This window comes from Klenkia marina, assembly GCF_900101025.1.
In the GTDB taxonomy this organism is placed as follows: Bacteria; Actinomycetota; Actinomycetes; order Mycobacteriales; family Geodermatophilaceae; genus Klenkia; species Klenkia marina.
In genome coordinates this window covers 61,569-82,758 of sequence record NZ_FMUH01000005.1, presented here as the reverse complement: position 1 = coordinate 82,758, position 21,190 = coordinate 61,569, and the positions used below count along the sequence as shown (strand labels likewise).

Below are 21,190 nucleotides of genomic sequence, written 5' to 3'. Positions count from 1 at the left end.
CTCCACCGGGACGGTGCGACGACGGGGACGATCTCCACGTCGCCGTGGCGCGGACCGTGATCTGGTGCACACATGACCGTGACTGCTCCGTCGGCGCCGACCGCGCCCGACGCGCCTGCGTCCACCGACGTCCCCGCCCGAGCCGACCAGACCGCCGGCCATGCCGCGGACCAGGCAGTCGACCAGGCCGTCGACATGGCCGTCGACCAGGCCGTCGAGCTGGCCGCCGAACTGGCCGCCGGGCTGCCGGCCGGGGCCGTGGTCACCGACCCCGACGTCGTCGCGGGCCTGAGCCACGACCAGGCGGCCTGGGCGCCGCACGGCCGGCCGGCCGCGGTGGTCCGGGCTACCTGCACCGAGGACGTCGTCCACGTGGTGCGCACCTGCCTGCGCCACCGCGTGCCCGTCGTCGCGCGGGGGGCCGGGACGGGCCTGTCCGGCGGGGCGAACGCCCTCGACGGCTGCGTGGTCGTGTCGCTCGAGCGGATGGACCGTGTGCTCGAGGTCAACGCCCTCGAGCGGCTCGCCGTCGTCCAGCCCGGCGTCGTCAACGACCACCTGCGCGCGGCCGTGGCCGAGCGCGGTCTCTGGTACCCCCCGGACCCGGCGAGCGCGCCCTGGTCGACGATCGGCGGCAACGTCGCCACCAACGCCGGGGGCCTGTGCTGCGTCAAGTACGGCGTCACCCGCGACTACGTCCTGCAGCTGGAGGTCGTCACCGGGCGCGGGGACGTCGTCCGGCTCGGGCGGCGCACCGCCAAGGGGGTGGCCGGCTACGACCTCGTGGGCCTGCTCGTGGGGTCCGAGGGCACTCTGGGCATCGTCACCGAGGTCACCGTGCGGCTGCGCCCCCTGCCCGCCCCGGCCGTGACGGTCGCCGGTTTCTTCTCCTCCGTCGTGGCCGCCGGGGCGGCCGTGCGGGCGGTGGGCGAGGCCGGCCTGGTGCCCTCGGCCCTGGAGCTGGTGGACCGGCACTGCCTGCGGGCGGTCGACGAGTGGAAGAACATGGGCCTGTCCACCGAGGCCGAGGTCGTGCTGCTGGGCCGGTTCGACGAGCCTGGTGCGCTGGGCGAGGGCCTGGCCGAGCAGATGGTCGCCTGCTTCCGCGGCGCCGGCGCCACCTGGGCCGAGCGCTCCACCGACGAGGCGGAGGCCGAGGCGCTGTTCGCCGCGCGGCGCCTGGCCTACCCCGCGCTCGAGCGCCTGGGGCCGGTGCTCACCGAGGACGTCTGCGTGCCCAGGGAGCAGGTGCCCGAGATGCTCGCGCGCATCGAGCGCACCGCGGTGCGCAGGGACGTCGTGATCGCCAACATCGCCCACGCCGGCGACGGCAACCTGCACCCGCTGCTCGTCACGCCCCCGGGAGACGAGGCCGCCCGGGCCCGGGCCGAGGCGGCGTTCGACGACATCATCGCCGACGCCCTGGCGCTCGGGGGCACCGTCACCGGCGAGCACGGCGTCGGCCTGCTGAAGCGGGGCGGCCTCGCCGCCGAGCTCTCCCCCGAGGTCCTCGAGATGCACCGCGCCGTCAAGGCCGCCCTGGACCCCGCCCACATCCTCAACCCCGGCAAGGTCGTCGAGTGAGCACCACCACCGCGGTCGTCGACACCGCGGTCGGGCCGTTCGAGGTGCTGACCCGGCCCGGCAGCACCGAGCCCGTGCTCGCCGTGCACGGCGTCTCGAGCAACGACCGGCTGTGGTCGTGGGTGCTCGACGCGGCGCCCGAGGTGCACCTGGTGGCCCCCGACCTCGCCGGCCGGGGCGGCACGCCGGCGCGACCCGGCTCGTCCTCGGTGGCCGCGCACGCCCAGCAGCTCGTGGCCCTGCTGGACGCGCTGGGTCTGGACCGGGTGCACCTGCTGGGCATGTCGCTGGGCGGCTTCGTCGTCACCGAGCTCGCCGCCCGGCACCCCGACCGCGTCCGCACCGTCACCCTCGTGGACGGCGGCCTGCCGCTGCCGGTCGGCGAGCAGGGGCCGCCGTCCGCCGAAGCCCTGGCGCCGAGGCTCCGTGCGCAGTACGCCACCGACCGGGTGTGGCCCGACGCGGCCACCTACCTGGAGCACTACCGGGGGACCGTCGCGTCGCTGACCCGGGCCGACGACCCGCGCATGCGGACCCTGGTGGCCCACGACCTGGTCCCCGTCGACGGCGGGGTGGCCGTGCGCCGCGACCTCGACACCGTCGTCGCGGACGCGGTCTCGGTCTTCTGCTCGCCCGCCCCGGCCGAGGCGCTGGCCGCCGTCCGGGCCCCGATCAGGCTGGTGCACGCGCCGTGGAGCACCGGCGCCGGCTCGCCGCCCATGTACCCGGCGGCGCACGTGGCCCAGCTGGTCGGCGCGACCCCGTCGATCGTCTCCGCCGAGCTGGTGGACGACGTCGACCACGCGGCGATCGTGATGACCGACCACGGCGCCGCTGCCTGCGCGGCGGCTCTCCGCGCGAACCTCGCAACCGGGTAGAGGAACTCCCCGTACACCGCGGTCTCCCGTGGAGGCCATCTCCGTCGTGGCGGGCGCCCGACGTGCCTAGCGTCACATGCAGCGGCGGCGGCGAGCCGGCCCGGACCAGGAGAGACCATGACCACGAGCGAGATCCCCACCACCGCCCTGCCGGGCGGCCCCACCGGGGCAGCCCCCGCCCCGCGCATGCGCCGGATGTCCTTCGGGCTGCTGATGGTCTACGTCGCGATCCTGGCGGTGAACTCGGGCGGCAACGGGATCCTGCTGCCCAACATCGTGGCCGGCATCGACGAGGCCGGGAAGATCGGCAACCTGGCGATCGTCACCACGGTGGCCTTCGTCGCCAACGTCTTCGCCCAGCCCATCGCCGGCGCGCTGTCCGACGCCACCCGGTCGCGCTTCGGCCGTCGCACGCCGTGGATGGTCGGCGGCGCGCTGCTGACCGGCGGGTTCGTGCTGGGTCTGCCGATGGCGCAGTCGGTGCTCACCGTCGCGCTGGTGTGGCTCGTCGTCCAGGTCGGCGTCAACGCCCTGCAGGCGGCCGCCACCGCGATCGTCCCCGACCGCTACCCCGCGGCCCGCCGGGGCGGCGTCTCGGCGATGATCGGCGTGGGCATCACCATCGGCAACGCGGTCGGCGTGGCCGTCGCCGGCAGCACCGCCGGCCAGGGGTCGCTCCCCTACGTCGTCCTGGCCGCCCTGGTCGTCGTGGTCGTCGGCGTCTTCGTCCTCGTGGTCCGCGACGAGCCCAGCACCGACCTGTCGCGGGAGCGCACCAGCGTGCGCGAGTTCCTGCGCGCCTTCTGGGTCAGCCCCCGCCAGCACCCGGACTTCGCCTGGGCCTTCGGCTCCCGCTTCCTGATGGTCATCGGGTTCTACGGCGCGCAGACCTACGGCCTCTACATCCTGCGCGACTACATCGGCCTGGGCGACGAGGAGTCCAACTCCTTCGCCGCCACCATGGGCGTGGTCCTGCTCGTGGGCGTGCTCGTCTCGGCGTCGGTGAGCGGCTGGCTGTCCGACCGCGTCGGCCGGCGCAAGCCCTTCATCGTCTGGTCCTCGGTCGTCATGTCGCTGGCCCTGGCGGTCCCCCTGGTGCTGCCGACGACCACCGGCATCCTGGTGTACGCCTTCCTGCTGGGTCTGGGCTTCGGCACCTACATCTCGATCGACCTCGCCCTCATGACCGAGGTGCTGCCCGCCCGCCTCGGCGGCGGCAGCGCCGGCCGCGACCTGGCCGTCCTCGGGCTCGCCACCACCCTGCCGCAGGCCCTGAGCCCCTCGATCGCCGCCGGCCTGGTGACGCTCACCGGCGGGTACCCGGTGCTGTTCGTCTCGGGCATCGTCTTCGTGATGCTCGGGGCGGTCGCCATCCGGCCGGTCAAGGCCGTGCGCTGACCAGCTGACCAGCTGACCCGGTGCGGCGTCGTGGGTGAGGATGAGGTCGTGCCCGCCCACGACGCCGCGCCGTCGATCACCGAGCTGCGCCGACGGGCCGACGAGCTGGTCGTCCTCAACGACCTCGCCCGTCGCCTCGCCGCGCTGCACGACACCCGCGACGTCCTCGACGAGGTGGCGCGGCAGGCCCGGCGACTGCTCGGCGTCGACGTCGCCTACATCATGCTGCTGCGCGGTGACCTGCTGCGGATCGAGGTCGTCGACGGCGCCATGGGTTCGGCGATGCGCGGCATCGAGCTCGAGCGCGGGCACGGGCTCGGGGGCCAGGTGCTCGCGACCGGCCGCCCGCTGTGGAGCAGGAGCTACCTCGACGACGACGCCTTCCCGCACGACGAGGGCACCGACTCGGCGGCCGGCAGCGAGCAGCTCGGCGGCATCCTCGGGGTCCCCCTCCTCGTCGGGGACGAGACCATCGGCGTCCTGCTCGCCGCCGAGCGCCGGGCCCGTGCCTTCACCGCGCACGACGTGGAGCTGCTCGCCGGGCTCGCCGCGCACGCGGCGCTGGCCCTGCGCACGGCCGACCTCTTCGACCGCGAACGGGCCGCGGCGGCCGACCTCCGGACGGCGAACGCGGCGCTGCAGGAGCTGAACGCCAGCCGCGAGCGCGCCGGCGACCTGCGCGACGTGCTGCACGAGGTGGTGCTGCACGGCGGCGGGCTCCCCGCCGTCGTGGCGGCGCTGCACTCCTCGGCCGGCCTCGTCGTGGCGGTCCGGGACGAGGCCGGTCGCACGCTGGCAGGCACGGAGCCCACCGGCGGCGGGCCCGTCGTCCCGGTCGAGCTGCCCGGGGGCCACGGCGGTGACCTGGTGGCGGCGCCGACCACCGTGCCCGACGAGGAGGCCGTGCGGCTGCTGCGGATCGGGGCCACCACGGTGGCGGTGCTGCTGGCCTCCGAGCGCTCCGTCGCCGAGGCCGAGCTGCGCACGCGCGGCGAGTTCGTGCACGCCCTGCTGTCCTCCGCCGCCGACGAGGCCAGTCTGCTGCGCCGAGCGCGGGCCACCGGCCTCGACCTGCACGCGGTGCGCACCGTGGCCGTGGTGGACGCCGAACCCGTCGGGGCCGCCGCGGCCGGGAGCTTCGCCGCCCGGCTGGCCACCGAGCTGCGCGGGTGGTCGGCCGCGCATGCCGGGCAGGTCGTCCTGCTCCTGCCCGCCCCCGTCGAGCTGGCCCGCGCCGCCGCGGCGCGGGTGCCCACCGGCGACCCCGGGACCCCGACCGTCGGCCTGGCCACCAGCGCGGGCGGACCCGCGGGGGTGCGGGCCGCCCACGAGGAGGCCCGGCAGACCGCGGCCCTGCTCGTCGCCCTCGACCGCGCCGGCTCCTGCGCCGCGGCCGACGACCTGGGCCTCTACCGGTCGTTGTTCAGCCGCGCCGGCCGCGCCGACCTCTCGGCCTTCGTCCGCGCCACGATCGGTCCCCTGCTCGACCACGACCGCGAGAAGCAGCGCGACCTGGCGGCCACGCTGGAGACCTACCTCGAGCAGGCCCGCCACCACGCGCGCACCTGCGAGGCGCTGCACATCCACGCCAACACGCTGTACCAGCGGCTCGACCGCATCACCGAGGTCCTCGGGCCGCGGTGGAAGGAACCGGGGCAGGCCCTCGAGCTGCAGGTGGCCCTGCGCCTGCACCGCCTCATGGCCGACCGGACCAGCTGACATCTCCACCGGGGCCGCCCGGGCAGGGAGATCCTGTCCATCTCGCGCACGCCCGGGCGCGGTTAGCGTCGCCCTCGTGAAGCTGGCGACGCACGTCCACGGGTCGGGTCCGCGCCGGGTGGCCCTGGTCCACGGGCTGGGTGCCGACGGCGCGCTGTGGCGCGGACTCGTGGAGCGGCTGCTGGCCGCGGGCGGCGTCACGGTCACCACGGTCGACCTGCGCGGGCACGGGGCGAGCGACCGGGCCGAGGCCTACACCGTCGCCGCCTTCGCCGACGACCTCGTCGAGACCCTGCCCACCGGGCTCGACGTCGTCGTCGGCCACTCGCTGGGCGGCTGCGTGCTCGAGCGCGCGGTGCAGCGGTTGGACCCGGCGTGCGCCGTCTACCTGGACCCCGGCTTCCGGCTCGGGCTCCCGACCACCGGCCTCACCGGCCGGCTGTTCTGGGCCACCGCGCCGGTCGGCCTCACCGTGGCGGCGCTCGTGCAGAAGTGGCGCAGCCGCGGCCGTCCCGCCCCGTCCCCCGACGACGCCGTGCTCCGCGACGCCGCGGCCGCCCGGTTCGACCGCACGATGGCCGTGGGCGTCTTCCGCGACGTCGCCCACGCGCCCGCACCGGTCGCCGCGCCCGCCGTCCCGTCGACGGTCGTGCTGTCCGACGACTCGCCCGCCGTGCTGCCGGACGCGACGGCCGCGCAGCTCGCGTCGCTGGGCTGGGACGTCCGGCGGGTGACCGGCATCGGGCACGACTTCTGGCTCCAGGACGCCGAGCGCACCTACGCCTCGGTGGCCGACCTGCTGCTCGGCGACGCGGCCCGCTGACGGTCAGCGTCGACGCGGTGCGGTCGCCGTCCCGGCGACGAGGCCGAGCAGGAGCAGGCCGACGACCGGGGCGGCGGCGACCCACGGCGCGCGCTGGAGGTAGGGCAGGCCCTCGGCGAGCATGGCGCCCCACTCGGGTGAGTCGGTGGCCGCGCCGAGGCCGAGGAAGCTCAGCGCAGCGAGGGCGAGGGACACCGAGGGCACCCGGGCGAGCGCGTGCCGGGCCAGCGGACCCACGACGCCGGGCAGCACGTGGTCGCGCAACGCCACCCAGCGGCCCGCCCCGGCCAGCACGGCCGCCCGCACCGGCGCCCCCTCCAGACCCTGGACGACGAGGGTGCGCCCGTGCACGGCCAGCGGCACCCAGGCCACGGCCAGCACCCCCAGGGCCGCGGGCACGAGACCGGGGCCGGTGACCGCGACGAGCACGACGCCGACCAGCACGCCGGGCAGCGCGTTGAGCACGTCGGGGACCCCGGGCCGGGTGTCCCGGGCGGTGGCCGCGACCAGGAGCGCGAGCGCCGTGGCCAGGGCCGTCACGGCCGCACCGGTGCCGACGGTGAGCAGGGCACCGGCGGCGAACCGGGCCAGCACGTCGCGGCCCACCGCGTCGGCCCCGAGCGGGTGGGTCCACCCGGGTGCGGCCAGCCGGTCGGCCAGCACCACCTCTCCCCCGCCCCGCAGCGACCCCACGAGCACGACGGCCAGCAGCAGCCCGGCGGTCAGCAGCGGGACCGCGGTGCGCCGGGCCTCCACCGGGACCGGCATCGGGAGCTCGCCCGCACCCGCGGTGCCGCGCAGCAGCCAGCGGTGGGTCAGCCCGCCGGCCAGGCCGACCAGCAGCCCGAGCAGGACCAGGGCGAGGACGCACCCCTGCAGCAGGGGGAGGTCCAGGGCGAGGACCGCCCGCAGCGCGGTCCGGCCGGCACCGGGGACGGCGAACAGCTGCTCGACCGCGACGGCGGACCCGAGCACCCCCACGCCGAGCAGGGCCACCTGCGGTGCGGCCACCGCGACGGCCCGGCGCAGCACCGAGCGCGTCACCGCGGCCGTGCCGGCGCCGTTGATCCGCGCGGTGCGCACCCAGGGCTCGGCCAGCGCGCCGGTGACGGTCGTGCCGAGCACCCGGGCCAGCAGCCCGCCGCTAGGCACGCCGAGGGCCAGCGCGGGCAGCACGACCTGGCCCGGGGACCCCCACCCCGACGTCGGCGTCCAGCGCCACTGCACCGCCACCACGGCGAGCAGGACGACGCCGAGCACCACCTCGGGCACCGCGGCGAGCACGGTCGGCACCCCCCGGGCCCAGCCGCCGGGTGGCCGTCCCCGGCGGACCGCGGCGGTGGTGGCCGGCACCAGCAGCACGACCGCCACCGCCAGTGCGACGACGACGGCCGCGCCGGCGAGACCGGCCGAGACGCCGACCGCGCGCAGCACCTCGGGGGCCACGGGTGTGCGGTCGACCCAGCTCGTGCCGAGGTCCCCGCGGACGGCGCGGGTGAGCCACTGCCACGCCCCGGCGACCGGGCCGTCGGGCAGGTCCAGCTGGCGGCGGAGGTCCTCGACGACGGCGGGGTCGCGGGTGCGCTCGGCGTACAGGGCGCGGAACACGGTCACCGCCGGGTCCTCACCGCGCAGCCAGGGCAGGGCGGCCAGCAGCAGGACGACGCCGAGCGCGGTGCCGACCACCGCCAGCGCGCTGCGCAGCCTCCTCATGCGGGCAACCGCAGGACGGCGTCGCGCAGCTGGCGGGTCGCCGCGGCGGCCGGGGCGGCGAGCACCTGGGCCACGGGGCCGTGCTCGACCACCCGGCCGGCCGCCATGACCGCGGCGTCCCCGCCCAGCGCCGCGGCCACCGCCAGGTCGTGGGTGACCACCAGCAGCTGGGTGCCCGACCCGGTGAGCACGTCGAGGAGGTGGGCGCGGAGCACCGCGTCGGCCCCGGAGAGCAGTTCGTCGGCGACCAGCAGCCGGGGTCGGTGCACCAGGGCTCGGGCGAGGGCGATCCGCTGCCGCTGGCCGCCGGAGAAGGCCGCGGGCCGGCGGCCGGCCGCCGACGGGTCGACGCCCACCGCGGTGAGCACCTCGCCGACGCGGGCCGGGTGGTCCCCCGCCACGCCGAGCAGGCGCAGCGGTTCGCCGACCGAGCGCCCGACCGGCCAGCGCGGGTCCAGGGAGCTGCCGGCGTCCTGGGGCACCACGCCGACAGCTGCGCGCAGCCAGCGCAACCGGTCGGCCCGGCCGGGGGCCACCGGCCGGCCCAGCACGTGGACGGTGCCCCCGTCGGGCGCCTCGAGCCCGAGCAGCACCCGCAGCAGGGTGCTCTTGCCGGCCCCCGAGCGGCCGACCAGTGCCAGGTTCCGTCCCGCCTCGACGGTGAGGTCGACGCCGTCCAGTGCCCGCACGGTCGCGCCCCGGGACCGGTAGGTGCGGGTGACCGCGCGCAGCTCGATCACCGCGGCGGCACCCGGTCGGCGCCGAGCCGGGCCGCCGCCACCAGGGCCCGGGTGACGGCGTGCTGCGGGTCGGCCAGCACCGCGCCGGTCGGGCCCTGCTCGACGACGTCGCCCCCGGCGAGCACCACGAGCCGGGTGCAGCACCGGGCGACCACCGCGAGGTCGTGGCTGACCAGCACCAGCGCGGTGCCGGCGGTGGCGGTCTCGAGCAGCTCGAGCACCGCGGCCTGGCTGATGGTGTCCAGGGCGGTGGTCGGTTCGTCGGCCACCAGCAGCCGCGGGCGCCCCGCGAGGGCCAGGGCCAGGGCCGCCCGCTGGCGCTGGCCGCCCGACAGCGTCGCCGGCCACGCCCGCGCGGTGGCCGCGGGGTCGGCGAAGCCGAGGCGGTGCAGCAGCGCGTGCACCTGCTCGCGGGCGTCGGCCCGGGACGCCCCGTGCAGCCGCCGGACCGGCCCGGCCAGCTGGGCCCCCACACGGGTCAGCGGGTCCAGGGCGGTGGCGCTGTCCTGCAGCAGCGCGCCGACGACCCGGCCACGCAGGCGCGCACGCTGCGGGCCGGCCGGGTCGGTGCCGGCCACCCGCACCCGCCCGGTGGCGGTGGTCCCGGGCGGCAGCTCACCCAGCAGCGCGGCGACGGTGAGCGACTTGCCCGACCCGGAGGGGCCGACGACGCCGACGTGCTCGCCCTCGGCGATCGTGAGGTCCAGCGGACCCACCAGCCGCCGGGGCCCCGCCGAGACGGTGAGCCCGGCGACCTCGACCAGCACCGGCCTCAGACCGAGGTGTCGACGGTGATGATGGCGCGCTCCCACGGGTCGGCGGCGAGGCCCGTGACCCGGTCGGCGACGCCGAAGCGGGTGCGGTCGTGGACCACCGGCACGGCGGCGACGGCCCCCAGCACGGTGCGCTCCACCGCCAGCGCCACCTGGTTGCGGGCGGCGACGTCGGTGAGCCGGGAGCCGGTGGCGAGCTCGGCGTCCACGGCGGGGTCGCAGTACCGCGACAGGTCGTACCCGCCCGCGCAGCCGAAGTCGCTGGACAGGTAGGACAGCGGGTCGGCGGTGTCCTGGCCGTAGGACCGGCTCATCAGCACGGCGTCGTACGTGCCGGCCAGGTAGTCGGCCTCCATGTCGCGGTAGAGCCCGACCCGCAGGTCGACGTCGAACCCGATCGTGCGCAGAGCGTCGGCGATCGCGGTGGCGACCTCGGGCAGCTCGGCCCGGTCGGAGAACGTGGCCAGCGTGATCCGCTGGCCGGTCGGCGGGGTGGCCGTCGGGTAGCCGGGTGCCTGCCGGTCGGCCGCCCAGGTCGAGGTGGGTCCGAACAGGCCCTCGGGGGCGTCGGCCTGCCCCTCGTAGACGGTGCCGGCGACGTCCAGCCCGGCGACCGCCTCCCGGGCCGCCTCGCGCAGCCCCGGGTCGCCGAACACCGGCGAGGTCTGGGTGAGGTGCAGGGACACCGTGCGCGGCAGGGGCACCGACTGCAGCTCGTCGCCGGCGCCGAGGGTGGCGATCTGGGAGACCGGCACGGCCTGGGCGACGTCGACCTCGTCGGCGGCCAGGGCGGCGGTGCGCGAGGTGCCGTCGGACAGGAAGGTGACGTCCACGCCCTCGGCGGCCGGGGTGCCGCCCCAGTAGTCGGGGTCGGCGTCCAGGGTGGCCCCGGTGGTGCCGTCGACGGCGGTGAGCTCGTAGGGCCCGGTGCCGGTGCCCACCAGGCTCGGGGACGTCGGGTCGGCGTAGGCGGCCGGGGCGAGCACGACCAGCTCCGGGGAGGTCAGCCGCTGGGGCAGCACCGGGTCCGGCGCGTCGGTGGTCAGCCGCACGGTGTCCTCGTCGACGGCGGCGACGCCGAGCTGGACCCCCGACAGCGCACGCGGGCTGGGGTCGGCATCGACGGCGTGCTGCAGGCTCTCGGCCACGGCCTGCGCGGTCATCGCCGTCCCGTCGTGGAAGGTGACGCCGCTGCGCAGGTCGACGTCCCAGGTGAGGTCGTCCACCTGGGTCCACCCGGTGGCCAGCAGCGGCTCGGGGGCGCCGGCGGGGTCCAGCCGCACCAGGGTCTCGGTGGCGCCGATGCCGTAGCCGATGACGGCGTCGTCGCTGTAGGGCGACAGACCCGCGACCGGGACGAAGGCGTAGGCCAGGCGGATGCGGTCGCCGTCGGCCTGCGGCGACGAGCCACCAGCGCAGGCGGTCAGGGTCAGCAGGGCGGCGGCGCCGAGCGCCACCCGGGGGACGTGCTTCACGGCTCTCTCCTCGCGAGCGGCGGGAGGTCCGCGACACCGGGCGGAGGGGAGGCAGCGGTGGCCCGCCGTCGTCCGGACCCGCCCACGAGGTCGCCGACCGACCACGCGGAGGCGTCCGCGTGGCCACGGCTGGCAGGTCTTCGGACTCGCGGGCGCGGGCACGGGTGCCCACCTACTGGCCGTCGCTTCCCAGGTGCTGGTGCACCCAGTGCTGATGACGGCGGTCGTTCCTGCTCACCGCTGCGGGGCAGTCCCGGACTCCCACCGGGTTCCCTCTTGCCCCGGCCACCTCGCGGCGGCCGGACCAGCTGCGCGGCCCACCCTAGGGAGCCCGGCCGGTCACCCGTCGAGGGGGTGGTCGGCCGAGCCGACCGCGGTCCACCAGTCCTCGACGCCCGGCGGGTCCAGCGCGTCGACCCGCCCACCCGGGCGGGGGACGACGACGCGGGTGCCGGTGCGCGTGGTCTCGGCCAGCAGCCGGCGCACCGGCTCTGCCCAGGGGTGGAAGGCGAGGTTGAACGTCGCCCAGTGCACGGGGAGCAGGACGTCGCCGCCGAGCTCACCGTGCACGCGCACCGCCTCCTCCGGTGTCATGTGCACCGCGGGCCAGGCGGGGTCGTAGGCACCGATCGGCAGCACGGTGAGGTCGAAGGGCCCCCACGTGCGGCCGATGTCGGCGAAGGCCGGGGTGTAGCCGGAGTCGCCACCGAAGAACACCGCCCGCCGCTGGCCGCGCACCACCCACGAGCTCCACAGCGTGTTGTCGCGGCCGAACCACCGACCGGAGAAGTGCCGGGCCTCGGTGCAGACCAGCGTGAGCCCGGCGACCGTGGTCGTGCCGTCCCAGTCCAGCTCCACCACGCGGTGCTCGGGCACCCCCCAGCCGCGCAGGTGCTGCCCCACCCCCAGCGGGACGACGAACGGCGCCGTCGTGCTCGCCAGCAGGCCCCGCACCGTGGGCAGGTCGAGGTGGTCGTAGTGGTCGTGGGACACCAGCACCGCGTCGACCGGCGCCAGGTCGGCCAGCGGCAGCGGCGGCTCGTGCAGGCGGACGGGCCCGAACAGCGGGGACGGCGACACCCGGTCACCCCACACCGGGTCGACCAGCACCCGGCGTCCCTCGACCTCCAGCAGCACGGTCGAGTGGCCCAGCCAGGTGACGGCGAGCTCGGCGGCGACGGCCGGCAGCTGCGGCCGCGCCAGCGGGACCGGGCCCAGCGGACGACCCCGGTCGCGCTCGCGGTGCAGCTGCCGCTGCAGACCACCCCACGCGCTGACCGGGGCGATGACCGGGCCGGGCAACCTGTTGCGGAAGGCGCCGTCGCGGTACTGGCCGGAGCCGGCCACCCCCGGCACCGGCCGACGGCGTCCGGCTCCCACGGCGGCGGGCAGCCCCCAGGTCGCCCGGGCCAGGAACCCGACGGGCACGGCGGCGCCGGCGGCCAGCAGGGCCGCCGCCAGTCGACGGGCCGGGTGGTGGGTGGGGCGGGTCCTCACCCCACCATCATCCCGGTCGGCCCCCGGTGCGCTGCCGGTAGCGGGCCGCGCGCTTGGCGGCCGCCGCGCGCTTGCGGGCGCTCTCGGCGCGCTGGGCCTCGATGCTGGCCCGTTCCCGGGCGTGCACGGCCGTGCCGGGCCGGTAGCCGGCCTTGATCACCCGTTGCTCGGTGGTCTCGGCCATGTAGGCCAGGGAGAAGATGAGGCCGAGGAAGACCCCGCCCGCGACGACGGCCAGGCGCAGGGCCCACCCGGCCGGGACGACCGCCAGCACGACGGCCGTGGGGATGGCCATCTGCACCAGGCTGCGGGCCACGTGGCGCAGACCCCAGGTGCGGGTCGTGGTGTCGTGCAGCACCCAGGTGCTGTGCCGGGCGGGCAGCGATCCCCCGAGGGCGTACCAGAGCCACCGGTGGACCGGCGGCCGGACGCGCTCCCCCGCCGGCTGGGTCCCCTGCTGCTCGGTCATCGCCGTCCCCCTGTGCGCTCGTCGCTGCAGCAGAGCCTACGCCGATGCTTGGTGCACCAACCAATGACCTGCGGCACAGACCTATGCTCGACCCGTGACGCCGCCCGAGGGGACCCCGCCGACCGGGGTCGCGGACGCCCCCGCGGATGCTCCCGTGGACGCGCTCGCCCTCGACCGGCAGGTCTGCTACGCGCTCTCCGTCGCCGCCCGCAACGTGGTCGCCCTGTACCGCCCCGCGCTGGAGCCGCTCGGCCTCACCCACCCGCAGTACCTCGTGATGCTGGCGCTGTGGGAGCACCAGCAGCTCGCCGCCAAGGACCTCGCCCGGCTGCTGCAGCTCGACCCGGGCACGTTGACCCCGTTGCTCAAGCGGCTCGAGTCGGCCGGGCTCGTGCGGCGCGACCGCGACCCGCACGACCAGCGCTCCCTGGCCATCACCCTCACCGACGCCGGCCGCGCCCTGCGCGAGCGCGCCGAGGAGGTCCCGGGCGGGGTGGTCGCCCGGCTGGGCATGCCGGTCGAGGCCCTGGTGGCCCTGCACGCGTCGCTGACCGACCTCATCACCGCCTCGCAACGCGCCCTCGCCGACCCCGGTCCGGGCCGTTCGGCGTAGGGCCCGGACCAGCGGTCGGGTCAGGTGCGGGCCCAGGCCCGGTCGGCCCCGCTGGGCACCCCCTCGCACTCACCGACCGGCGTGCTGCCCCACGACGACGACGAGCGCCAGGACGCCGACGACCACCCCCGAGCCCGCCAGCGCCGCCAGCGGCAGGGCCGGCCGGGCCACCCCGGTCAGGTCCCCGCGGGTCCTGAGGGACTCGCGCACAGCGCGGTACCGGCGTCCGGCCACCACCGCCACGAGCACCGCGAGCGCCACGCCCGCGGCGGCCAGCACGAGCGCCGCCGTTCCCAGGACGGGAGCAGCCAGGCGCCCGGCGGTGGCCGCGGCCACGGTCATCGCCAACGCCGTCCGGCGCCAGGCCAGCACCGTCCGCTCCGGTTGCAGACCGGCGTCGGGCACCTGACCGGCGGCCGCCGTCACCGCAGCAGGAGTCCGACCAGCACGAGGACCCCGGCGACGACCACGCCCACCGCGAGGGCGAGCGCCAGCCGCGGGGCCGGCAGCGGGCGCCCCTCGCGCATCGCCCTCTCCGTGGCCACCCAGCCCAGCCATGCCTGCACCGGGGCCAGCAGACCCAGTGCCACGAGGACGAGGGCGGCGGCCAGCCGGACGCCCTCGGCGATGGGGAGGTCCAGCGCCTCGAGCGCGACCCCGGCGGCCAGCAGGGCGAGGGACGTGCGCATCCAGGCCAGGAACGTCCGTTCGTTGGCCAGGCTGAAGCGGGGGTCGGGCTCGTCCCCCGCGCCGTAGACCCGACGCGGGAAGCGGCCGCGCTCGGTCTCCACGGTCGACCTCCTCGCCCCGGCGGACGGATGGGGGGACCCGGTGGTCCCGCACCGAGATCGTGCCACGGGGTCGCCGCCGCCCGGTCCCGCCCCCACGGAGCCCGACGGCCTGCAGGGCCACGGGTCAGCGGGTGCAGCGCGGTCCGTCGGACGCCGTCGTCGTTCCCTGAGCGGCACGTCCAGCGCGGTTCGACGCGAAGGGTCGTCCGGTCCCGGCGATCGCCGACTGCGCGACCGCGTTCCTCGCCGCCCCCGTCGCCGACCCCGAGCACCTCGCCGCGGCGAGCGGGCTCCTCGAGAAGGATGGCCGAGCTGGAGACCGGGGCCACGACCACGCTGGCTGCGCTGTCGACCTGACCGCCCCGGGCACCCCCGCCACCGGCTACCGGCGTCCGAGCACCGCGGCCAGCCCCACGGAGGCGGCCAGCGCGAGCTGACCGACCACCAGCACCAGCGCGACCACCGCGGCCCCACCGGCGGTGTGGTCGTCGTGCATCCGGTGCATGCCGTCCCCGGCGACCATCGGGGCGTGGACGGCGAGCATCCCCAGGTCGACGAGCGCCGTGAGGGCCCACACCGATGCCGACGGCCCCCGCCACAGGTGCGCCGCGCACGGCAGGCAGACCAGTGCCATCGCCGCCATCGCCACGGCCGCCAGCCCACCGGAGGCGGCCAGGACCACGTGCAGCCCGGCCGACGCCAGCGCCAGGACGGCGGCCACCCGGCCGAGCGCCGCAGCGCCCGACCGGGTGGGCACCGCCGTCGTCATCCCTTGCCCTGGCAGTGCGACGACGTCGACGCGGGGACGCCGAGGGCGGGGTTCTGGTCGAAGAAGCCCACCGGCTTGAGCACGAAGCCGGCGTAGTCGGTGGGCATGACCGGCCAGTCCTCGGGCCGCGGGAAGTGGGTGAGCCCGAAGGTGTGCCACAGGACGACGTCGGTGTCGGTCAGCTCGGCGTCGCCCTGCACGAACGCGGGGAGCCCACCGGCGCCGGGGTGCTGGTTCACGAAGTCACCGGCCGGGTAGCGCTCGGCCGGGTCGTACTCGGTGACCCACAGCGACTTGGTGGAGAACGTCGCGCGCTGGTGGATCGAGCTGGCGTCGTCGGCGAGCAGCACCGGTGCGTTCTCCGGGTGCAGCGCGTACCCGACCGGATGACCCAGGCGGTTGGTCTTGCCCGGGTTGACCACGTGCCAGGTGCGGCCCTTGGTGGCGTCGGTGAGCCGGCCGCCCTCGGACTCCCGGGTGATCGGGGTGAGCGAGCGGGTGAAGGCGTTGCCGTAGGGGTTGGTGTCGCTGATCGGCACCCGCACGGCGTCGACCTCGTGCACGGTGTTGCCCGAGCCGTCCGCGGCGTCGACCGCCATGTCCAGCCGCGCCGAGAACAGGTGCTGGTGGAACGGTGCCCCCAGGCCCGGGGCGATCTCGGTGGCGTAGGGGTGCTCCTCGCCGCGGTAGGCCGAGGTGAACACCACGCCGGTGGCCTTGCTCTCCAGCTGGATCGTGCCGTCGGTGTAGAGGTACCAGTAGAAGCCGTAGTCGTAGTTGCCGATCGTGGTGAAGAAGCTGATCACCAGTCGCCGCGAGCGCCGGGTCTCGGCCATGCCCGTGAACATGTCGGTGTGCTTCCACCCCACCCCGTAGTCCTCCTCGTGCAGGCAGATCGCGTTGCGCATCACCCGGGGGTGGCCGGTCTCGTCGGCGATCGTGGCGTCGAAGTACTGGATGTCGCCGAGGCAGTCGCAGCCCAGCTCGAGGGAGTTGGTGTACCGGGCGAAGAGGTACTCCCCGGTGTCGAAGTAGTTCTGCCAGAACCGCACCGGTGAGGGGTCGGCGTAGGGCACGACCATCTCGGCGATCGAGGCGCGGTGCACCACCGACCGGCCGTCGATCGACAGCTGGTTGATGGTCAGGCCCTCGCGGACGTCGAACCCGACGCGGAACTCCCAGCCGGCCCAGCGGACGACGTCGTCCTCGACCGTGAACGAGCGCCCCTCGGGCTGGGTGATCTCGATGGGCTTGAGGTCGCGCGGGGTGCCCTCGAGCGAGACCCGCTCGGCGGGTACGGGCAGGTCGAAGTGGTCGTGCACCGCGGTGGTGACACCGCGGGTGATGTCGACGTAGGCGACGACCCCGTCCACCGGGTGGGCCCAGGGCAGGTCCTCGGGGTCGGCCTGGTGGAAGCCGAGCACCCGCACGACCCGGTGGCCGAACTCGTCGTCGAAGTACGACCCGGCCGACAGCGGCACCGCCCGGACGTCGCCGACGTCCAGACCCCGCTTGGCCATGGCGGCGACCCAGCCCTCGTCGACGGCGAGGATCGGCTCGATGGCCTCGAACTCGGCGTCGGTGATCGGCACCTGGCCGTCGGCGACGCCGTCGATGCGGGCGTCGCGCAGCACCTTCTGCTGGGTCACCGACACCAGCACGTCACGGCCGGCGCCGGTGGCCCGGTCCAGCAGCAGCACCCGCAGCCGGCGCTCCACCTCGCTGCCGGGGGTGAACTCCTGCACGTCGCGCTTGTGCGGCTCCTCCAGCCCGACGTAGACGAACACGGTGCCCTCGCCGACCAGCCCGGCGTCGGTGACCAGGCCGCGGGCCGAGTCGATCTCCTCGGCGGTCATGCGCGACAGCGGGTGGGTGGCGGTGCGGTTCTCGGTGGTGGTCATCGGTCGGCTCCTCAGATCTGCGGGGCGGCGTCGGAACGGGTGGCACGGACGAGGTCGCGGGCGGCGGACGGGCGGGCGGCGGCGAGCACGAACCCGCCGCCGAGGGCGAGCAGGAGCAGCACGCCGGCGCCGATGCCCAGCGCGGTGGAGCCACCCATGAGCAGCGGCAGGTTCTCCACGAGCAGCACCAGCACCCCGGCCAGGCCGAGCACGCCCAGGCCGGGGGCGACGAGGGTCTGCCAGGGCCGGCGGTCGACCCCGGTGCGCCGGAAGAACACCAGGACGGCGATGCAGGCCAGCAGCATCAACCCGACGATGCCGACGCTGGCGATGCCGGCCAGCCAGGTGAACACCTCCAGCACCGGGTCCAGGCCGGCGACGGCGCTGACCGCCATGAGGAGCACGCCGATGCCGCTGGTGACCAGGGAGGCGACGTGCGGCGAGGCGTGCCGGGCGTGGCTGCGGCCGCACGCGGCCGGGACGACACCGGTGTTGCCGAGGGAGAAGAAGTAGCGGCTCAGCACGTTGTGGAAGCTCAGCACCGCGGCGAACAGGCTGGTCACCAGCAGCACCTGGATGACGTCGGCGGCCGCCGTCCCGAGGTAGCGCTGCGCGGTGGTGGCCACCATGTTCCCGGGGTCGGCCGCGGCCTCGGCCACGACCGAGCTGTCGCCCCACGCGCTGACGACCGCCCAGGCCGACAACGTGTAGAAGACGCCGATGATGGCCAGCGCGGCGTAGGTGGCGCGCGGGATGGTGCGGTCGGGGTCGCGGGCCTCGTCACGGAAGATCGCGGTGGCCTCGAAGCCGATGAACCCGGCGACGGCGAACATCAACCCGAGGCCGGGGGCGCCCGACAGCACCTCGGAGGGGGTGAGGAACGCCGTCGACAGGCCCTCGTCCGAGCCGCCCTTGCCGATCACGACGGCGTCGAGGACCAGCACGATGCCGACCTCGGCGACGAGCAGGACGCCGAGCACCTTGCTGGACAGCTCGATGTGCCGGAACCCGAGGACGGCGGTGATCGCCAGGACGACGAAGGTCCACAGCCACCAGGGCAGCGCCGGCCCGCCGTAGCCCTCGACCAGCCCGCCGAGCGCGAAGCCGATGTACCCGAGCACGGCACCCTGCACGGTCACGTAGCTGACCAGGGCGACCAGCGCGCTGCCCAGACCCCAGCCGCGGCCCAGGCCCACGCCGACGTAGGAGTAGAAGGCACCGGCGTTCGGCACGTGCCGGGTCATCGCGGTGAAGCCGACGGCGAAGAACGCCAGCACCACGGCCGACACCAGGTAGGTGGCCGGGTAGCCCGGGCCGTTGCCGGCCGCGATGCCGATGGGCACGGTGCCGGCGACGACGGTGAGCGGGGCCGCGGCGGCGACCACCATGAAGACGATGGCGCCGACGCCGAGGCGGCCGGAGAGCCGGTGCCCCTCGGGTGCGGGTGCTGCGGGTTCCGAGACGGTGGCCACGGGGGCTCCTGGAGGTCGGCGGCGGGTGGTGGTCGCCGACTGTGGACCCTCCCGGAGTGACGCCGGTTACACAACCGTCATGTTCGCGCAACATCCCCGTGACACCGAACGGGACGGCGGGGGCCGCGATTCTCATTCGTGGACACGCTGCCGGACACCTGCCCACCCGGCCCGCTGGCTACAGTGCCCGACCACCCACCCGTGCCGTCGAGGAGGACCGTGCGCATCGACCAGCTGCCCTTGCGCTCCCCGGTGGCCGGGCTGCGCCGGCGCGGGCTGAGCATGGTCGAGGTGCTCGCCCAGTCGGTGAGCGCGCTCGCGCCGTCGGCCGCGGTGGTCGCCGTCCCGCCGTTCGTCATGGCGCAGGCCGGGGCCGCCACGCTGCCGGTCCTGGTCGGGGGCACCGCCCTCGTGGTGCTCGTCGGCTGGTGCCTCACGGCCTTCGCCCGCCGCATGGCCGCCGTCGGCGGGGTCTACAGCTACACGGCCAAGGGCCTGGGACCCGGCGCCGCCCTGCTGGCGGGGTGGGCGCTGGTGGTCGGCTACGCCGGGATCGCGGTCTCGGCGCTGGTCGGGTCGGTCGCCTACCTCGTCTCGTTCACCGGCCTGGACCCGCCGGGGCCCGCGGTCGCTCTGGTGGCCGTCTCCGTGGGCCTGCTCGCGACGCTGACCACGGTGCGCGGCATCCGGCTCTCGGCCCGGGTGGCGCTGGCGCTCGAGGTCGTCTCCGTCGGCGTGGTGGTCGCCGTCCTCCTGGTGCTGCTCGCCGCGCACGACGGCGGGTCGGGCACCGGCGCCGCCGTCGTCGACGGACCGGTCTCGGCCGGCGGCGTGGCCACCGGGCTGGTGCTCGCCGTCGCCGCCTTCATGGGCTTCGAGAGCGCGGCCACGCTCGGCGTGGAGGCCCGGCGGCCCCTGGTCGCGGTGCCGCGGGCGGTGTTCTGGACGCCGGTGGTGACCGGGTTGCTGTTCGTCGCCGCCGGGGTCGCCCAGGTGGTGCTGCTGCGCGCCGCGCCGGTGGAGGTGCTCACGGGGGACGTGCCGATCGCCCAGCTCGCCGACGCAGACGGACTCGGGGTGCTCCCCCGGTTGCTGGACGCCGGGATCGCGCTGTCCTTCTTCGCCTGCGTCACGGGGTCGATCAACGCCCTGGCCCGGGTGCTGTTCTCGATGTCCCGCGAGGGCGTGCTGCCCGCGCCGCTGGGCCGCACCCACCCCCGGTTCGCCACCCCTGCCGTGGCACTGGCCTGGGCATCGCCCCTGCTGGTCGTCGTCCCCGCCGTCGCCCTGGCCAGCGGCGTCCGCGCCCGCGACGTGCTCGCCGGGTCGCTGACCGTGTCCGCGCTCGGGTACGTGCTCGCCTACGTCCTCGCCGCCGCGGCCATGCCGGTCTTCCTGCACCGCATCGGCGAGCTCACCCGGCCCACCCTGGTCGCCGGCACGCTGGCCGCCGCCCTGTCGGCGGTCGTGCTGGTGGTCGCCGTCGCCGGGGCGTCCTGGTCGGGCAGCGGGGCGATGGTCGTCGTCTTCGTCGTCGCCTGGCTGCCCGGCCCGGTGCTGTGGCTGGTCCTCCGCAGGCGCTCCCCGGAGACCCTCGCCCGGGTGGGCGTCTACGACCAGGCGACGGCGGGCTCGCTGCTGCCCGGGCAGGGCGTGCGCCGGTGACCGGGGTCGACCGGGGGGTCACCGGCCGGCAGCCGCAGGCGGTGCGCTCCGCCCTGGCGGTGCTCCAGGAGGTCGCCCGCGCCGGCGCCGGGGTCACCGCCAAGGAGGTCGCCGACGCCCTCGGCCTGCCGCCGGCCACCACCTACCGCCTGCTGAACCTCCTCGTCGGCGAGGAGTACCTGGTGCGGTTGCCCGACCTGCACGGGTTCGCGCTGGGCGCGAAGGTCGCCGGCCTCGCGGGGGTCATCGCCCCCGCCCGCGTGCCGACCGCGGCGCGGCGCGTGCTCGCCGACCTGCGCGGCCGGATGCGGGCCGGGGTGCACCTGGCGCTGGTCGCCGGCCCGGTGGCGCGGGTGGTGGACGTCGACCCCGACCTGCCCCTGGCCGACCCCTCGCTCGTGGAGACCCACCTGCACGCCTCGGCCGTGGGCCACCTGGTGCTCGCCGAGGCCGACGACTGGCGGGCCGTCGTCCACCACCCCGACCGGCTCCTGGCGCTCACCCGGGAGACCCCGTCGCGGGGCGAGCAGGTGGACGCCTGCCTGGCCCGGGTGCGGGCGCAGGGGTGGGCGGGGCAGAGCGGCCAGCTGCACGAGGGCGTCGGCTGCCTCGCCGTCCCGGTGCGCGGCACCGCCGGTCAGCTGGTCGCCGCGCTGGCCGTCAGCTCGGCCCGGGGGGCCGCCCCGGTGGAGCACCTCGACCTCGCCCGCAGCACCGCCGAGCAGCTCGGCCCCCTGCTGGACTGACTGCGCACCTCCCCCGTGCGGAGGGCGCTGCACGGGGTGATCATGACAAGCTGAACGCCCGATGCAACCAGTCGTCGGGTCGGCTGGAGGAGCTCCGCACGCGCATGCCCGGGTACCGCACTGCCCGTCGGGGTGAGAGCTGCGCCGCCCCGCGGCGCCCACCC

19 protein-coding genes and 1 riboswitch are annotated in these 21,190 nt (G+C 76.3%); of the genes, 8 read left to right on the top strand and 11 right to left on the bottom strand.

The window, feature by feature from the left end; translation table 11 throughout:
- Positions 1-72: 72 nt before the first annotated feature.
- The 5 genes from BLP29_RS14785 (at position 73) to BLP29_RS14765 (ending at position 6,402) form a co-directional block, all read left to right on the top strand.
- Entirely contained in the window at positions 73-1,584 is a 1,512-nt protein-coding gene (locus BLP29_RS14785) for an FAD-binding oxidoreductase (RefSeq protein WP_243469990.1), read from the top strand.
- The gene (locus tag BLP29_RS14780; protein ID WP_092805824.1) at positions 1,581-2,462 is read left to right on the top strand and encodes an alpha/beta fold hydrolase; all 882 of its coding nucleotides are present in this window, start codon (positions 1,581-1,583) and stop codon (positions 2,460-2,462) included. The genes BLP29_RS14785 and BLP29_RS14780 overlap by 4 nt, the downstream gene beginning before the upstream one ends.
- A gap of 117 nt (positions 2,463-2,579) precedes the next feature.
- Positions 2,580-3,860: an MFS transporter gene (locus BLP29_RS14775; protein WP_092805822.1), complete on the top strand. Its 1,281-nt coding sequence runs from the start codon at positions 2,580-2,582 to the stop codon at positions 3,858-3,860.
- 48 nt (positions 3,861-3,908) lie between these two features.
- Positions 3,909-5,579 (top strand): helix-turn-helix domain-containing protein, encoded by a 1,671-nt coding sequence (locus tag BLP29_RS14770; RefSeq protein WP_133379182.1) that lies wholly within the window; start codon positions 3,909-3,911, stop codon positions 5,577-5,579.
- 76 nt (positions 5,580-5,655) lie between these two features.
- Positions 5,656-6,402, top strand: a complete 747-nt coding sequence (locus BLP29_RS14765) for an alpha/beta hydrolase (protein ID WP_092805818.1) — start codon at positions 5,656-5,658, stop codon at positions 6,400-6,402.
- Between the two features lie 3 nt (positions 6,403-6,405).
- On the opposite strand, the gene BLP29_RS14760 is transcribed toward BLP29_RS14765, so the two are convergent.
- From BLP29_RS14760 to BLP29_RS14735, 6 genes are all read right to left on the bottom strand, one after another.
- Positions 6,406-8,115: an ABC transporter permease subunit gene (locus BLP29_RS14760; RefSeq protein ID WP_092805816.1), complete on the bottom strand. Its 1,710-nt coding sequence runs from the start codon at positions 8,113-8,115 to the stop codon at positions 6,406-6,408.
- Positions 8,112-8,855: an ABC transporter ATP-binding protein gene (locus BLP29_RS14755; protein WP_207798513.1), complete on the bottom strand. Its 744-nt coding sequence runs from the start codon at positions 8,853-8,855 to the stop codon at positions 8,112-8,114. The genes BLP29_RS14760 and BLP29_RS14755 overlap by 4 nt, the downstream gene beginning before the upstream one ends.
- A complete protein-coding gene (locus BLP29_RS14750; RefSeq protein ID WP_207798512.1) occupies positions 8,852-9,622 on the bottom strand; it encodes an ATP-binding cassette domain-containing protein in 771 nt (256 codons plus the stop codon). The genes BLP29_RS14755 and BLP29_RS14750 overlap by 4 nt, the downstream gene beginning before the upstream one ends.
- Before the next feature lie 5 nt (positions 9,623-9,627).
- Positions 9,628-11,103 carry an ABC transporter substrate-binding protein gene (locus BLP29_RS14745; RefSeq protein ID WP_092805814.1) on the bottom strand — a complete coding sequence of 492 codons (1,476 nt, stop codon included), beginning with the start codon at positions 11,101-11,103 and terminating at the stop codon, positions 9,628-9,630.
- A gap of 125 nt (positions 11,104-11,228) precedes the next feature.
- Positions 11,229-11,414, bottom strand: a riboswitch (cobalamin riboswitch).
- Positions 11,415-11,442: 28 nt separating this feature from the next.
- Positions 11,443-12,600: an MBL fold metallo-hydrolase gene (locus BLP29_RS14740; protein WP_243469989.1), complete on the bottom strand. Its 1,158-nt coding sequence runs from the start codon at positions 12,598-12,600 to the stop codon at positions 11,443-11,445.
- A gap of 7 nt (positions 12,601-12,607) precedes the next feature.
- Positions 12,608-13,069, bottom strand: a complete 462-nt coding sequence (locus BLP29_RS14735) for a DUF5313 family protein (RefSeq protein ID WP_092805811.1) — start codon at positions 13,067-13,069, stop codon at positions 12,608-12,610.
- Between the two features lie 94 nt (positions 13,070-13,163).
- On the opposite strand from BLP29_RS14735, the gene BLP29_RS14730 reads away from it, so the two are divergent.
- The gene (locus BLP29_RS14730) at positions 13,164-13,682 is read left to right on the top strand and encodes a MarR family winged helix-turn-helix transcriptional regulator (protein WP_243469988.1); all 519 of its coding nucleotides are present in this window, start codon (positions 13,164-13,166) and stop codon (positions 13,680-13,682) included.
- A gap of 69 nt (positions 13,683-13,751) precedes the next feature.
- On the opposite strand, the gene BLP29_RS14725 is transcribed toward BLP29_RS14730, so the two are convergent.
- The 5 genes from BLP29_RS14725 to BLP29_RS14705 form a co-directional block, all read right to left on the bottom strand.
- Positions 13,752-14,108 (bottom strand): DUF202 domain-containing protein, encoded by a 357-nt coding sequence (locus BLP29_RS14725; protein WP_092805807.1) that lies wholly within the window; start codon positions 14,106-14,108, stop codon positions 13,752-13,754.
- A complete protein-coding gene (locus BLP29_RS21300) occupies positions 14,105-14,473 on the bottom strand; it encodes a YidH family protein (RefSeq protein ID WP_279385454.1) in 369 nt (122 codons plus the stop codon). The genes BLP29_RS14725 and BLP29_RS21300 overlap by 4 nt, the downstream gene beginning before the upstream one ends.
- A gap of 382 nt (positions 14,474-14,855) precedes the next feature.
- The gene (locus tag BLP29_RS14715) at positions 14,856-15,230 is read right to left on the bottom strand and encodes a hypothetical protein (RefSeq protein WP_133379180.1); all 375 of its coding nucleotides are present in this window, start codon (positions 15,228-15,230) and stop codon (positions 14,856-14,858) included.
- 8 nt (positions 15,231-15,238) lie between these two features.
- Complete coding sequence (locus tag BLP29_RS14710) at positions 15,239-17,143, bottom strand: primary-amine oxidase (protein ID WP_092805803.1); 1,905 nt, start codon at positions 17,141-17,143, stop codon at positions 15,239-15,241.
- 11 nt (positions 17,144-17,154) lie between these two features.
- On the bottom strand, positions 17,155-18,615 hold the full coding sequence (locus BLP29_RS14705; RefSeq protein WP_243469987.1) for an APC family permease: 1,461 nt from the start codon (positions 18,613-18,615) through the stop codon (positions 17,155-17,157).
- Positions 18,616-18,834: 219 nt separating this feature from the next.
- Between BLP29_RS14705 and BLP29_RS14700 the strand changes: the two genes are divergently transcribed.
- The gene (locus BLP29_RS14700; RefSeq protein WP_092805801.1) at positions 18,835-20,280 is read left to right on the top strand and encodes an APC family permease; all 1,446 of its coding nucleotides are present in this window, start codon (positions 18,835-18,837) and stop codon (positions 20,278-20,280) included.
- Entirely contained in the window at positions 20,277-21,026 is a 750-nt protein-coding gene (locus BLP29_RS14695; protein WP_092805799.1) for an IclR family transcriptional regulator, read from the top strand. The genes BLP29_RS14700 and BLP29_RS14695 overlap by 4 nt, the downstream gene beginning before the upstream one ends.
- The last annotated feature ends 164 nt before the right edge of the window (positions 21,027-21,190 follow it).